At 43.3% G+C, this 13,048-nt stretch carries 13 protein-coding genes and 1 pseudogene; 5 read left to right on the top strand and 9 right to left on the bottom strand.

Annotated elements, in window-relative coordinates:
* Positions 1 to 98: 98 nt before the first annotated feature.
* Positions 99 to 1,484 carry a class II fumarate hydratase gene (gene fumC, locus V8G47_RS03365; RefSeq protein WP_336198871.1) on the top strand — a complete coding sequence of 462 codons (1,386 nt, stop codon included), beginning with the start codon at positions 99 to 101 and terminating at the stop codon, positions 1,482 to 1,484.
* A gap of 91 nt (positions 1,485 to 1,575) precedes the next feature.
* On the opposite strand, the gene V8G47_RS03360 is transcribed toward fumC, so the two are convergent.
* Positions 1,576 to 1,794, bottom strand: coding sequence for an alpha/beta-type small acid-soluble spore protein (locus V8G47_RS03360; RefSeq protein ID WP_034763234.1), 219 nt, complete (start codon positions 1,792 to 1,794; stop codon positions 1,576 to 1,578).
* 295 nt (positions 1,795 to 2,089) lie between these two features.
* Here V8G47_RS03360 and V8G47_RS03355 point away from each other — a divergent pair, with 295 nt between their 5' ends.
* A complete protein-coding gene (locus tag V8G47_RS03355; protein ID WP_336198870.1) occupies positions 2,090 to 2,341 on the top strand; it encodes a hypothetical protein in 252 nt (83 codons plus the stop codon).
* A gap of 166 nt (positions 2,342 to 2,507) precedes the next feature.
* A pseudogene (locus V8G47_RS03350) lies at positions 2,508 to 4,203 on the top strand (IS1182 family transposase).
* Here the strand turns inward: V8G47_RS03350 and V8G47_RS03345 are convergent.
* Positions 4,189 to 5,286, bottom strand: coding sequence for an ABC transporter ATP-binding protein (locus tag V8G47_RS03345; RefSeq protein ID WP_336198869.1), 1,098 nt, complete (start codon positions 5,284 to 5,286; stop codon positions 4,189 to 4,191). The pseudogene V8G47_RS03350 and the gene V8G47_RS03345 overlap by 15 nt on opposite strands.
* Positions 5,287 to 5,382: 96 nt before the next feature.
* Positions 5,383 to 6,300, bottom strand: coding sequence for a PucR family transcriptional regulator (locus V8G47_RS03340; RefSeq protein ID WP_336198868.1), 918 nt, complete (start codon positions 6,298 to 6,300; stop codon positions 5,383 to 5,385).
* Positions 6,301 to 6,447: 147 nt separating this feature from the next.
* Between V8G47_RS03340 and V8G47_RS03335 the strand changes: the two genes are divergently transcribed.
* A complete protein-coding gene (locus tag V8G47_RS03335; protein ID WP_034763238.1) occupies positions 6,448 to 6,708 on the top strand; it encodes a metal-sensitive transcriptional regulator in 261 nt (86 codons plus the stop codon).
* Positions 6,709 to 7,000: 292 nt separating this feature from the next.
* Here V8G47_RS03335 and V8G47_RS03330 read toward each other — a convergent pair whose 3' ends face one another.
* Both V8G47_RS03330 and V8G47_RS03325 read right to left on the bottom strand, forming a co-directional pair.
* A complete protein-coding gene (locus V8G47_RS03330) occupies positions 7,001 to 7,189 on the bottom strand; it encodes a hypothetical protein (protein ID WP_336198867.1) in 189 nt (62 codons plus the stop codon).
* A 97-nt stretch (positions 7,190 to 7,286) separates the two neighbouring features.
* Positions 7,287 to 7,496 (bottom strand): YheE family protein, encoded by a 210-nt coding sequence (locus tag V8G47_RS03325; protein ID WP_336198866.1) that lies wholly within the window; start codon positions 7,494 to 7,496, stop codon positions 7,287 to 7,289.
* A 126-nt stretch (positions 7,497 to 7,622) separates the two neighbouring features.
* On the opposite strand from V8G47_RS03325, the gene V8G47_RS03320 reads away from it, so the two are divergent.
* A complete protein-coding gene (locus V8G47_RS03320; protein WP_060670520.1) occupies positions 7,623 to 8,021 on the top strand; it encodes a ferritin-like domain-containing protein in 399 nt (132 codons plus the stop codon).
* Between the two features lie 41 nt (positions 8,022 to 8,062).
* Here the strand turns inward: V8G47_RS03320 and V8G47_RS03315 are convergent, their stop codons facing one another.
* Genes V8G47_RS03315 through V8G47_RS03300 form a run of 4 tightly spaced genes read right to left on the bottom strand, consistent with a single transcriptional unit; the run spans position 8,063 to position 12,954 of the window.
* On the bottom strand, positions 8,063 to 9,256 hold the full coding sequence (locus V8G47_RS03315) for a YheC/YheD family endospore coat-associated protein (protein WP_336198865.1): 1,194 nt from the start codon (positions 9,254 to 9,256) through the stop codon (positions 8,063 to 8,065).
* Entirely contained in the window at positions 9,253 to 10,626 is a 1,374-nt protein-coding gene (locus V8G47_RS03310) for a YheC/YheD family endospore coat-associated protein (protein WP_336198864.1), read from the bottom strand. The genes V8G47_RS03315 and V8G47_RS03310 overlap by 4 nt, the downstream gene beginning before the upstream one ends.
* Entirely contained in the window at positions 10,626 to 11,717 is a 1,092-nt protein-coding gene (locus V8G47_RS03305) for a YheC/YheD family endospore coat-associated protein (RefSeq protein ID WP_336198863.1), read from the bottom strand. The genes V8G47_RS03310 and V8G47_RS03305 overlap by 1 nt, the downstream gene beginning before the upstream one ends.
* A gap of 4 nt (positions 11,718 to 11,721) precedes the next feature.
* Positions 11,722 to 12,954: a YheC/YheD family endospore coat-associated protein gene (locus tag V8G47_RS03300; protein WP_336198862.1), complete on the bottom strand. Its 1,233-nt coding sequence runs from the start codon at positions 12,952 to 12,954 to the stop codon at positions 11,722 to 11,724.
* Positions 12,955 to 13,048 lie beyond the last annotated feature (94 nt).

The following is a 13,048-nucleotide window of genomic DNA, read 5'->3' as shown; positions in this document are numbered from 1 at the left end:
TCGTCAGCTAATACTAATAAACTTTTCAGAAAAAGGTTAGAAGAAACGTTTTAGTGGAAATATGGTAGTAGTTGGATCATTTACAGGGAGGAATGACAATGGAATACCGCATTGAACGTGACACAATAGGAGAAATGAAGGTGCCAAAGGAAAAATATTGGGGGGCCCAGACTCAACGGAGTAAGGAAAACTTCCAGATCGGTACAGAGAAGATGCCCATCGAGGTTACATATGCCTTTGCACAGTTGAAGAAAGCGGCTGCAGTCGTCAATCATTCACTTGGAAAGCTTTCTCAAGGGAAGATGAAGGCGATTGGTAAGGCCTGTGATGAGATTTTGGAAGGGACGTGGGATGACCATTTTCCCCTGGTCGTCTGGCAAACGGGAAGCGGTACACAGTCCAATATGAACGTAAATGAAGTAGTGGCTTATCGTGCCAATGAACTTCTCGGTGACAATGGCTCGGAGGAGAGGGTCCACCCCAACGATGACGTGAACATGTCTCAAAGTTCCAATGATACATTCCCGACGGCCATGCACGTAGCGGCGTATCAGGAAATTGAATCCAAGCTGTTTCCCGTGCTTCAGGAATTCATTGGAACACTGAAGGAGAAAGAAGATCTATTCCAGGATATTATAAAAATCGGCCGTACCCATCTCCAGGATGCCACGCCGTTGACTCTCGGGCAGGAAATCAGTGGATGGCGCTCCATGATGGAAAAATCCTATAGCATGACAAGAGAAAGTGTACAGCGTTTGGTCAACCTTGCCATCGGGGGAACGGCAGTCGGGACCGGGATCAATGCAGATCCGACTTTTGGCAGTAAGGTTGCGGCACAATTAGAGGTACAGACAGGCATCAAGTTCGTTTCCTCTGATAATAAGTTTCATGCCCTGACATCCCATGATGAAATCGTGTACGTCCACGGGGCCATAAAGGCATTGGCAGCGGATCTTATGAAAATTGCGAATGATGTCAGATGGCTTTCAAGCGGTCCCCGAAGCGGCATAGGGGAAATGACGATACCTGCCAATGAACCAGGCAGCTCCATCATGCCGGGTAAAGTGAACCCGACACAAAGTGAAGCCGTGACCATGGTCGCGACACAAGTATTTGGGAACGATGCAGCCATAGGCTTTGCCGCCAGTCAGGGAAACTTCGAACTGAATGTATTCAAACCGGTCATCATCTATAATATGCTGCAATCCGTAAGGCTGCTTGCAGATGGAATAAAGTCCTTCGATGATAAATGTGTGAAGGGACTAGAGGCGAATCGGGATGTCATCGAAGACTTTGTGCAAAGATCCCTCATGCTCGTCACGGCTTTAAACCCGCACATTGGATATGAGAAGGCGGCAGAAATTGCGAAGAAGGCCCATCAGGACGGGTCCACGTTAAAAGAAGCAGCCCTCGATTCAGGCTATTTGACAGAGGAACAGTATGATAAATGGATCGATCCGGCAGCAATGGTTCATAATAAATGATGGGAAAGCAAGGACTTAAATTTATCTAAGACATAATGAAACTCCCGGCCTAAAAGACCGGGAGTTTTATCCAATCATATTAAATTGGAGATTATTTTTGGTACCCGCCACCGATTTGTTGTTCAGCCATTTGAACCAGGCGTTTAGTGATTTCTCCACCTACAGAACCGTTAGCACGAGCTGTTGCATCTGGTCCTAATTGTACGCCGAACTCAGAAGCGATTTCGTACTTCATTTGGTCGATTGCTTGTTGAGCTCCTGGAGCTACTAGTTGGTTAGATGAATTGCTGCGAGATTGTTGCTGTTGCATAATCTGTCATCTCCTTAGAATGTATGAGTTTTTTTGGTTGGGTTAGCTGGAATTGCACCAGCCCGCTATTCCATGAGCGACCATCTTCCTATGGTGTAACCCATCGTGTGGGATTTAGAGAAGGCTTGTTGCTGCCTTGTTACTAGGTATTATGGTTTCTCTGAAGGATTATATTCAAGGTGATGACAGGGAATTTATTCCTATTAAATCCCTGCAAGTTTTCTACATAAATCACCATGATTGTAAAAAGGATAACACTATACAAAGATTTAGATTGAAAGTATGGTGACACATCATGAAAGCTTGCGCGTTATGTAACGGGATCGTTGAATACAGGGGACTTTGCAAGAAGTGTGGAGACTCGACAACGGATCAGGGGAGATATTATGATTTTTACGATGAGTATAGTGCGTATATGGAAATTCAGCACGTGCAATTAGCCGACGGCATTCCGAACAGCAGCTGCTCTGATACTTGTCTTCATCTTTTTACATGCATCAGGTGCGGGGAAGAAGAAGGGAAAAGTATAGACCTGACGGAATTTTAATAAAGAATGAGGCTGGGACAAAACCCTCCTCTGAAATGAAAAAGCCGGTAAAATTCTACGATGAGTAGAATTTTACCGGCTTTTAATTATTATTTGAATTAAAATAAGGACCTCTTCTGATAAAATAAAGTTACCACACCAAATCTCATCGGAAAGAAGGGTCCTTATGTTTAAAGATTATACCATGAATCAAATCGTTTTGCCTTTAGATGTGGAAATGAAATTACAAGAAAATGATATTGCCTTCCATGTCCATCATTTAGTGGAAAGTATCCCTCACAAAGTGTTCGAGCCATTTCTTCGAAATGAAGGGTGTCCCGCCTACCATCCTCGCATGATGCTTAAGATTATCTTATGTGCTTATTCACAATCGGTCTTTTCAGGACGCAAAATTGAAGCACTCTTAAAAGACAGTATCCGTATGATGTGGCTAGCACAAGGGTATGAACCAAGTTATCGCACCATCAACCGTTTCCGTGTTCAACCCGAAGTGAAAGAAGTCATTCGCGAATGTTTCGTCCAATTCCGTTGCCAATTAGTTGAAGAGAAACTGATAGATCAAGAAGCGATATTTATTGATGGCACAAAGATTGAAGCGAATGCGAATAAATTCACGTTTGTATGGAAGAAATCCATTGAGAAATATCATACAAGTTTAATTGAAAAATCAAATGAGCTATACACTGAGCTGCTTAAAAGTGAAATCATACCTGAAATTGAACGGGAAACCTCTGAACAATTGTCTGTGGAAGAACTCGCTCAATTGGTTCAAAAAGTAGACGAAGTCGTAACCAAATATGATAAACAAATTGAGTCCACCTCAGACATTCCAGAACGAAAAGCTTTAAGAAGTGAGCGTAAACATCCAAAACAAGTCCGTAAAAAACTGGTTGATTTTCTCTTGCGCAAACAGAAATACCAACAAGACTTAGAGACCTTTGGAACACGTAATAGCTAATCTAAAACAGATCCTGATGCGACTTTCATGCGAATGAAAGATGATTATATGAAGAACGGGCAATTAAAAGCTGGTTACAATGTACAAATCGCCACTGAAGGTCAATACACTTTAGCCTATAGTTTATTTTCAAACCCAACAGATACCCGTACCTTAATTCCATTTCTAGATAAGATTGAGCAGAATTATTTCGACTTGCCAAAACACATCGTCGCAGATGCAGGATATGGTAGTGAACAAAACTATAATGATATCCTTTCAAACAGAAAACGAGAGGCACTCATCACCTATAACTTATATCTAAAGGAACAAAAGAAGAAATATAAACAAAACTTATTTAACCCCGATAATTGGGAGTATGAAGAAGAAACGGATACATATACATGCCCTAATCAAAAACGTCTTGAATTTCAGCATTATTCTACTCGCCATGACCGTACAGGCTTTGAACGGAAGTTCAAAATCTATGAGTGCGAAGACTGTTTGGGGTGCCCTTTTCGTTCATCATGTACCAAAGCAAAAGAAGGTAATAATCGAAAACTGATGGTGAATGAAAAGTGGGAGCAGCAAAAAGAATATGTAAGGTCGAAGCTTTCAGAGGAGAAAACAGGAGCCATCTATCGAAAACGCAAAATCGATGTGGAGCCAGTTTTTGGATTCTTGAAGGCTAATTTACGTTTCACTCGATTTTCCGTTCGAGGAAAATCGAAGGTCGAAAATGAAATGGGCATCGCATTATTGGCAGTGAATTTGAGAAAATTCATTGCCAATAGCTAATCTGTAGAAGAATTTATGCGAGAAAATTAAAAAAGGTGAATTTGAGCACGCTCAAATTCACCTTTTTTTCTATTAGAGACTAGTTTTGTCCCAGCCTCATTTTCTTATCTACTTATCGGATTCTTGACTCAGACTCTGAATCAAAGAAATGAGCTTTATTCATATCAAATGCCAGGTCGATCGTTTGACCTGCAACGATATCTGTACGGGAGTCGACGCGGGCTACAAATTCTTGACCTTCTAATTGAGAATACAGCATCGTTTCAGCACCCGTTAATTCGGATACTTCAATCTTCGCCGTGATTTTCGCACCTTGAGCGGTATCCAGGAAAAGAGGTTCGTCATGGATGTCTTCAGGACGGACACCAAGGATGATGCTCTTTCCTACATGACCTTGTTCGCGAAGCACTTTCATTTTCCCTTCCGGTACAGACACTTTTGCATTGCCGATGACGAATTTCCCATCTTCCAGGGATCCGTGGAAGAAGTTCATGGCAGGTGATCCGATGAATCCGCCTACGAAGACATTTTCCGGTTTGTCGTATACTTCTTTAGGAGAACCAACTTGTTGGATCACACCATCTTTCATGACAACGATACGTGTGGCCATCGTCATCGCTTCTGTCTGATCATGTGTTACGTAGATCGTTGTTGTTTGTAAACGTTGGTGAAGCTTGGCGATTTCAGCACGCATCTGTACACGAAGCTTAGCATCAAGATTGGATAAAGGCTCATCCATCAAGAATACTTTCGCATCACGGACGATGGCACGGCCAAGTGCTACACGCTGACGCTGACCACCTGATAAAGCTTTCGGTTTACGATCCAGCAGTGCTTCAAGACCGAGGATCTTAGCCGCTTCCTGTACACGGCGGTCAATTTCCTGTTTATCGAACTTCCGCAGTTTAAGACCGAATGCCATATTATCATACACACTCATATGAGGGTATAGGGCATAGTTCTGGAACACCATTGCGATGTCACGGTCTTTAGGTGCCACATCGTTCACGCGCTTTCCATCAATGGAGAAATCCCCTTTGGATATTTCTTCGAGTCCGGCGATCATACGAAGGGTAGTGGATTTCCCACAGCCCGATGGTCCGACAAATACGATGAATTCTTTATCTTGAATGTGAAGGTTAAAGTCGTTTACCGCCGTTACCTTACTATCATAAATCTTGTGGATATTTTCTAATTTTAATTCAGCCACTTATTTTCTCCCCCTTAAAATGCAATCGTTTTCATCTATAGATTCATTGTAGAGAAAGCGGATTCAAAACGATATGGTCAACCTGCACAAAGTTGCCTAAACATTATTGGGCAGGTTGTCAGATTGGAAGCTTAAACAGGCAAAGTAGGCAAGGATCCCGCCTTGAAAGCTCTTAATATCTATATTTGTTTTTTCGATAAACTTATCAATCCGGTACTGGACGCTGTTCCGATGCATGAATAATGTCTTGGCCGTCTGACTGATATTGGATTGATTTTCGAGGAATGCCCTAATGGTGTGTATTTGTTCAGGATCCTCAGAAAAGGCGTCGGCGACCTTTTTAAAGAAATGCTCCTCCCACTCATGTGGAAAGTGGTGGAGGGCGAATTCAGGCAGAACCGTCACAGCGGACTGGATGAATGCCTGCTTATGAATGGTTCTGGAAAACGAAAATAACTCACGCTCACGGGCAAAGAATGCCGGGAGATGTGAATCGGCATCGTGAAACTGCCCTATGTAAAAAGAAGGACTGACGAAGAAGTCCGATTCAATGACATGGGAAATCGACAGCAGCTGTTCCTCATCCATGATCCACTCATGCTTCTTTTCTATGAGCAGTCCCATGTGATCAGCCAGGAAAACGAGGATGGTCCCGTGAGGTAATAAATGCTGGAACGCTTCTCTCAGTTGAAGCTGATCCCTGCCTTCCTTCAGGCTGAATTGAATGATGCGGAATTCTCCCTCATTCATTGAGGGGACCGGCCCGCTTTCCAATAAGTAAAGGTACCACTCGGCGGCACCGGGAGAATCATTCACGATTCCCGGTGAAGGGGTGATCTCTTTAAACAAGCAATATAATAAATCCAATTCCGACTGGGAAATCTCTGATTGATCGATCCCTATATATTCATCTTCTTGTTCGTTTGTAAACCAGACTTTCGTAGATTCAAGGCTTGTGGGATAATGATGCTGAATGATGGCACCAGGATATTTTTTACGTAAAGATGTAAACATGTGATCCCTCTTTGTTCATTATTATAGTAAAAAAGGTTATAATGACATTGTACTGAAATAGCTGGATTAATCAAAGAGTGCATAATTGCAAAAGTACAATAATTTTAATACTATTGTACAATGAATAATTCTTATGGGGTGTCCTGAATGGAATATACGAAAGAAGTAACGAATCGAATGAAACGTCTTGAAGGTCAGGTCCGTGGTGTATTGAAAATGATGGAGGATGAGAAACATTGTAAGGATGTTGTGACTCAACTCTCAGCCGTTCGTACTGCTGTTGACCGCACAATCGGCCTCATCGTGGCAAAGAATCTGGAAGCGTGCATACGCGAGTCAGAAGAAGAGGGCATAAAGGCAGAAGATGCGATCCAGGAAGCTGTCAATATGCTCGTTAAAAGTCGATAAAAGGTAAAAAGCTGCCAAGGAAGAATCCTGATTGGCAGCTTTTTTTGTCTAGCTCCGGCGGCTAGAGGCTCGAGGTCATAAGCCAGAAATGCCAAAAAGGCAAAGAGCGCCTTTCCGGCATTTCCGTCTTATGCTTGTCGCCTCTAAGCAAGCCGCCTCCGCTTTTCTAGTTGTCCAGCTCCGGCGGCTAGTCCCTCGAGGTCATAAGGCGAACCAACCAAAAAGGCAAAGAGCGCCTTTCCGGTTGGTTCGTCTTATGCTTGTCGGGCCTGACCAAGCCGCCTCCGCTTTTCTATTGTGGTGGTTCCTCATGATTGGTGATTTCGATCGCTTCTTCGATGTTGGTCGTGTTTTCCCTCATGTGGACGGAACCTCCGGACATCCCTTCGTTGATGAAACGGTCGACATCCAGGAATGCTTTTTCTTTTCCTTCGTAATTCGTATCAGGAAGGAATTGATCGTTCTTATTGTCTTTGTTCATGCTCATCAGCCTCCTTTCTTTAGTTTTAGAAAGGAAGCTGAAGTTATGCATGGAGCAGGATTAAATTCTTTCGGACTGGGGTATTATGTAATTTGCATCACTCATAAACATGGAAAAGCATCAGTTCATGCAGCTGCTTCTTGAGCATCTCTTCCTTGTCAGCCGGGGGATTGGGGCCGGTCCATTCGATTCTTCCGTCTTTATGGTATGTTCCTGTATATTTCGTCCCGCTGAAATAAAAGGAAAACGTCCAGCCGGGGAGCTGTTTATTTTCGTACATGTTCTTAAATTGAAAATGTTGGATCATCATTTGTCACCTCCATTCATATTGTAAACGTTTTAACCCTGGCTGTGTAGGACCGGCCGTGAAATGTATCATAAATGGAAGGCCTCTCTAATAGAATTTACTGAAGAGATAGGGGAGGGACGAAGAATGAATTCGTTTATTCGTGATTTAGAGAAGGCGATCAGTGATGAATGGACAGGTTATTATTTCTATAAAGAGCTAAAAGCGCGGACCAATAATCCACTGTATGTGGAGTTTATTGAACACGCTCAAAAAGACGAAAAAGAACATTATGAAATGTTTCAATATCTTCATTATTTATTGACGGGAGAGTATTATGAGCACAAGAAAGAAAAGGTGGGGTTCACCACTTTCAAAGAAGGGGTGCTCAGGGCGCTGAAGGATGAACTGGAGGGGGCGGAGTTTTACAGGGATATGCTCCTGGAGATTCCCAATCAGCAGGCATATAAACCGCTTTTTATTGCCATGACAGATGAACAGGAACATGCAACCAGATTTTCAACCATCTATAATTCCTTACGATAAGCGATAAAGAAAAGGTTGAACCTTGTGTCATTCACGAAGATTCAACCTTCAATGTTTTGTGCACTGAGTGTCATGAACGTACGGACAAGCTGTTTTCTCCGCTTCGTCTCAATCTCTGTCTCATCGAAACACATCGGCTTTGAATTAATTTCGAACAAAACGAATCCCCCTTGTTCTTTGGGAGCAAGGTCAATGGAAAACTCCCCTACATAGCCGAACGATTTGGCCAGTTCTTCCCCGCATGTTTGAACAATCCTCGAGATTTCCTTTTTTGTTTCAGCATCTGCTACATCCTTCAGGGAAATGATTTTGCCACCCGCAGGTACATGAGTGGTGACTTCCTGACGCTGGGACATGCGTACCCCGATACCGATCAAACGGAAACCATCACCTGTGTGAAGGACTAATATGCGAAAGTCGAAACGGTGTTCGTGCACTGCTTTACACGGGACCGCTTCCTGCATGATCCACTCATTGCCCATAAACCATTCGTTATACGTTTGATGAAGGCGGGAGATCGATACGAACCTCTCTATTTTCTTAATGCTTTTACATAGGACACCGCCTCTGTCTTCAAGTTCAATCAGTCGAATTCCTTTTCCTTGTGAAGCGAGAGAGTGTTTAACATATACTTTCTGATGAGTGGTCAGGAAGCGTGAAAGGGAAGCTTCATCGGTAACCAGCTCGGTTTGTGGAAGATATGCTTTGAGTTCATCATTTTTGGATAATAGCTCGTAGATTTCCCATTTATTAAAGAAATGGGGATTGAAGAATGGAATCCCATGCTTCTTAATAAAACGAAGAAGCTTTTCGTAGGATATATTTTGCTCCGCGTGCCTTGATGGGACCCGGTTGTAAATGACGTTGGGAACCGGGAACAGGCATCTTACCCATTTGTGTAAAACATGATTATACATGATCCCCTCTATCGAATCACCCAGAACATCCTGTGGTGAAAAGACGAAACAAATTCCTCCAGACTGCTCGACGTCCTGTTGTATCGACCGGAATAATTCAAAGTTTCCCTTATATTTGTTTCTTCCTTCTTTACTTGAGACGATGCCGACTAAGGGGATCGCGGGGCGATTCCTCTTTCGGGGGGAGATGGTAAATGTATAGCATTGATTGGAAGCTTTAGAGGATAAGAGAAAGGAATCCTTTGCAAATCCATAAGTTGTAATGGGTTCTTCCCCGTGAAAAAAGGTCTTCTTCATCCGGTCGTAAAGGATGATCATGGTATCATTTCCTCGGGATGATCCAAGCTTTGGTGGGTTAGGAAAATGCCAAATGATAAGGCGAGTTTCCTTGTTAATAAGTCAAACCTTTTTAAGTCGGGATGTGAGAATATTGATCTGCCAGGTTTTGAATTTGCTTCAAACATCCAAATGCGATGTTTGTCGTCCACGCCGAAATCGAAGCCTATTTCACCGATGAATCCTTCAAGGTTCCTCTCAATGGCGTGTGACAATAGTAAAGCTGCGTCCTTTAAAGCCTCTTCGATGGTTTGTCTTTCATTTTCTTCCGGGAAAAGTTCTGAAAGGATCCTCACTTCCCCACCATTGTTTGCATGTGTCGTCACACTTCCTGTTCCGGCCACTTTTCCCGCCATTGCACTGACTTGCCAGTTGCCTTCTTCGTCTTTATTCGTATGGACCCGGAAGTCGATGGGACGATTATTCTCTTTCAGTAAGGAGATTCCCTGTTGGACGATAAAGGAGTCCAGGTTCCGGCCTTTGAACACTGTACTTGCCAGCTGCTCCAGTGATTTAAACTTAAGTAAACGGTTCTTCTGATCACCGTCCCTGAAACGGCAGTAATACTCTTCTGTGGACCGGTTATACGTGATTTTGTGTATTCCATTCCCGAGACTCCCGTTTTTCGGCTTCAAATAAATATGGTTATAGGAGGAAAGCATTCGTTCCATTTCCTCAAATGATTGGAATGGCCTGGTTTCTGGAAGGAAGTGATGAACAGTCATATCATTTTCCAATCTCTCGAAGAGGTCGAGTTTATTGAAGAATCCTGGATTATACCATGGAATGCCGTATTCTCTTTCCAGTCTCTCCTTCAGGCCCTGATAGGTTTTCCGCTTTTCACTCTGCCTGTTCGGAAGTCTGTCATAAATCACATTGGGGAAAGGGATTTCTTCCATTTCCCAACCTTCCCCAAAATGAAAGAATCCTTTAATGAGTCCATTCTCCCAATCAATATGCTGCTCTCCAAATACAAAGGGGATGACTCCCAAGGAAGATTGAACCGATAATAGCTTCTTGAAGAAATGGGAGCGTTGTCCGATGGGACTTAATCGGAAACTTGTGAAACCCGCAGTGAATATTCCAATCAGTACCCCTGCGTGTACACATTCATCTTTACAATAGAGGGAGAGGGAATCCACTTTTGATGGAAGGTGCAGCCTTTCCGCTAAACCTGTGCTTATCCCCATTACGTTCCGTCCATTCGGATGGCGTCTGCAGCTGGCAGGTTGTCTGCTGGTCCCAAGTATCACGGTATGTGGAAGGGTGTCTTCCCCGGTTTTGAACCCGGACGGAAGGTAGAGGATGCTTTCTTCATCTTGGAAGTATTCGACTTTATATGCATGGAGCATTAGAAATCACCTCGCCTTATGGATGAAAGAGATTGTGAGGATAGAAAGTCACAATAATCTAAAGGTGCCTGATATAATGTTGATAGCTTCCCGGGATGTAATGAATCCACTATCTTATGCCCCGGCTTAGAGTTCAAATCCAGGATCCACAAGGAATGATCATCCCCGATAATGAGGTCCACACCAATTTCAAAAAGAGGGGAAAAATGTTTTTCAAGAAGTATAGGGACTTCTTCCAAAATGGAAGTAAGTTCTTCGTCGATAAAATCCCATGCATGTGAATCCCGGCTATCCTTCCACTCCTTGTATGAAAGATAGGAAGCACCACGGCTGATATTTGTCAGAATCCCATTCTCTTCGCCTTGACGGATCGCACGTTGAAATTCCCTCCATTCCCCCTTATGATCTTTGTTCATGAGAATGCGCATATCGAAAGGGGCATTTCTATTCGTCAGGTTTGGCAGCCTTTTTTGACAAATGAACGTGTGAAGCTTGAGCATGTGGTCAACCCATTTTAGAAAGACATCTTCATTTGGAAATGATTGTTCTATGATTCCTTGCTTTTTAGTGGTACGAACCACAATTTCATGTGGCTTGGAAACGAGATGGTAAACGGCAAACCCATGAGCCCCGTCGACAGGTTTGATTATTATATCTTTATGTTTGAGGAGAAGATTTAATAAATGTTTTCCATCGGCTACTAAGGATGTTGCAGGGATATAGGGGGCGAGGGAGGTCTGTTTCAGCTTTTCATAAAGATGCCATTTGTCTGGTAATCCGTAACCAAGGAAACGGATATGCTTTTGGTTCTTTAACCATTGAACGACGGCTCTCGCCTGCCGGGACTTCATATCTTTCTGGTAATACGTTCTGTCATAGATATACTCGGGGATTTCAAAGGCATCTTTTTCCCATTCCCCCGTCACCCTGTCGAAATGAAATCCTTCCACGGTTTCGTTTAAAGGGGATATTCCCTGTGGAGAAAACAGGTAAAGGTCGATTGGATATGAAAGGGACTGCTTTGCGATTTCAGTAAAGTATTCATTTGTCACTTCCGGTGTGAGGGTCATGATGCCCAATGAGTGATTCATCGTACTATTCCTCCTTATTAGTCCAGTTGGCCAAACTATATTCATAAAGTGCTTTAACCGAAGGACGAATCCTGTCGTTTTCTAAGTAGGTCCGTTTAGAAGGCTTGGAATTGATTTCGATCAGCCATGGTTTTCCCGACTGATCAATGCCGATATCGATGCCAAGTTCTGCGAAATGTCCTTCAATGCTACCGGCAAGAAGCGTTGAAGCGTGTATACATAATTCTTTCATTCCTTTCATGATAGCCACGCTCTCCCTGGGGGAAAAAATAGTTTGCAAGACCGCGAGAGGCTTTTCGATCCGGCCGCCCTGGTCGACATTTGCCACGAATTGATCTTGTGAAGCAATTCTTGCAACCGACGAGACCAGCTCCCAGTCTTCATTCCGATTCTGATGACAAAGAAAGCGAAAGTCCAAAGGCTGTCCTTCGATCGTTAGAAAGGGGATCGTCTCCTGAACCAGATAAGAACTATTGCACCAGGCTTTAAGCTGTTTGTATAGAGCAGGGTAGGTCGGAAAGGTGAGAGGATTCTCAGGAGAAAATGAATTCTGCTGCATATGATATCCATCGTCTCTTTTTTGAATCCTCATGATATAGCGTCCTTTGCTCCCATTGATCCCTTTCACGAAAACATCGTGATGCAAGGTAAGCATCTTCTCCAGGGAATGAAGTCCCTTTAAGGTGTCGGGCAGGTGAGGAGAGAGGACAGGGCTGTCTTTTAATGCATTGTAGACCTCATCTTTGGACAAAAAGCCGGAATTGAAAACCTGAATGCCCCGATCCAGAGTGCGGACAAGAGCCTTTTGAAAGGAAGATGACCGTTCTATTTTTCGTGAGTGACACCGATTGTATAGGACATGGGGATCAGGTAGAGGACCGGTTTCCCAATCCTTCCCGTTATAATAAACACCTTCCCCTTTATTCCCGACGAAGGACGAAAGGGGAAGCAGGTAGAAAAATCCACCTTTTCGTTGAAACCATTCCTGACACTCTGTAAAATATTCTTTTAAAGAATGGGAATGGATGGTCGCGAGCGAAGATTGATTGAGCAAGAGAGCCGCAACCGGTCCCATATGGATCAAGGCATTCCTTGTATCGATGGAAAACCATATATTTTCCAATGTCGGGATGGATGCGAATAATGAATCGGATGTATCCAACATAACCTGTAAAGAATCTGTTTTTGTTCCCATGCATGTCACGTCAAGAAGGGAGCTGCCACATTTCAACGTCATATGTCGCTGAAAAGGGAAGCGTTCCATCCATTTTTCTGGAATATATAAATGGTGATGTTCCTTCGTGTGACGCGAGATAAATGAACATTTTATC

The sequence above is a fragment of the Rossellomorea sp. LJF3 genome (assembly GCF_037046045.1).
GTDB lineage: Bacteria > Bacillota > Bacilli > Bacillales > Bacillaceae_B > Rossellomorea.
This window is presented reverse-complemented; position numbering and strand designations above follow the sequence as displayed.

Coding starts and splice junctions, on each gene's coding strand:
- V8G47_RS03305 (WP_336198863.1), bottom strand. CDS start 11,717: ATGAATCACTCATTGGGCATCATGACCCTCACACCGGAAGTGACAAAT.
- V8G47_RS03310 (WP_336198864.1), bottom strand. CDS start 10,626: ATGCTCCATGCATATAAAGTCGAATACTTCCAAGATGAAGAAAGCATC.
- V8G47_RS03320 (WP_060670520.1), top strand. CDS start 7,623: ATGAATTCGTTTATTCGTGATTTAGAGAAGGCGATCAGTGATGAATGG.
- V8G47_RS03315 (WP_336198865.1), bottom strand. CDS start 9,256: ATGATCATCCTTTACGACCGGATGAAGAAGACCTTTTTTCACGGGGAA.
- V8G47_RS03340 (WP_336198868.1), bottom strand. CDS start 6,300: ATGTTTACATCTTTACGTAAAAAATATCCTGGTGCCATCATTCAGCAT.
- V8G47_RS03330 (WP_336198867.1), bottom strand. CDS start 7,189: ATGAACAAAGACAATAAGAACGATCAATTCCTTCCTGATACGAATTAC.
- V8G47_RS03355 (WP_336198870.1), top strand. CDS start 2,090: ATGAAAGCTTGCGCGTTATGTAACGGGATCGTTGAATACAGGGGACTT.
- fumC (WP_336198871.1), top strand. CDS start 99: ATGGAATACCGCATTGAACGTGACACAATAGGAGAAATGAAGGTGCCA.
- V8G47_RS03335 (WP_034763238.1), top strand. CDS start 6,448: ATGGAATATACGAAAGAAGTAACGAATCGAATGAAACGTCTTGAAGGT.
- V8G47_RS03300 (WP_336198862.1), bottom strand. CDS start 12,954: ATGACGTTGAAATGTGGCAGCTCCCTTCTTGACGTGACATGCATGGGA.
- V8G47_RS03325 (WP_336198866.1), bottom strand. CDS start 7,496: ATGATCCAACATTTTCAATTTAAGAACATGTACGAAAATAAACAGCTC.
- V8G47_RS03360 (WP_034763234.1), bottom strand. CDS start 1,794: ATGCAACAGCAACAATCTCGCAGCAATTCATCTAACCAACTAGTAGCT.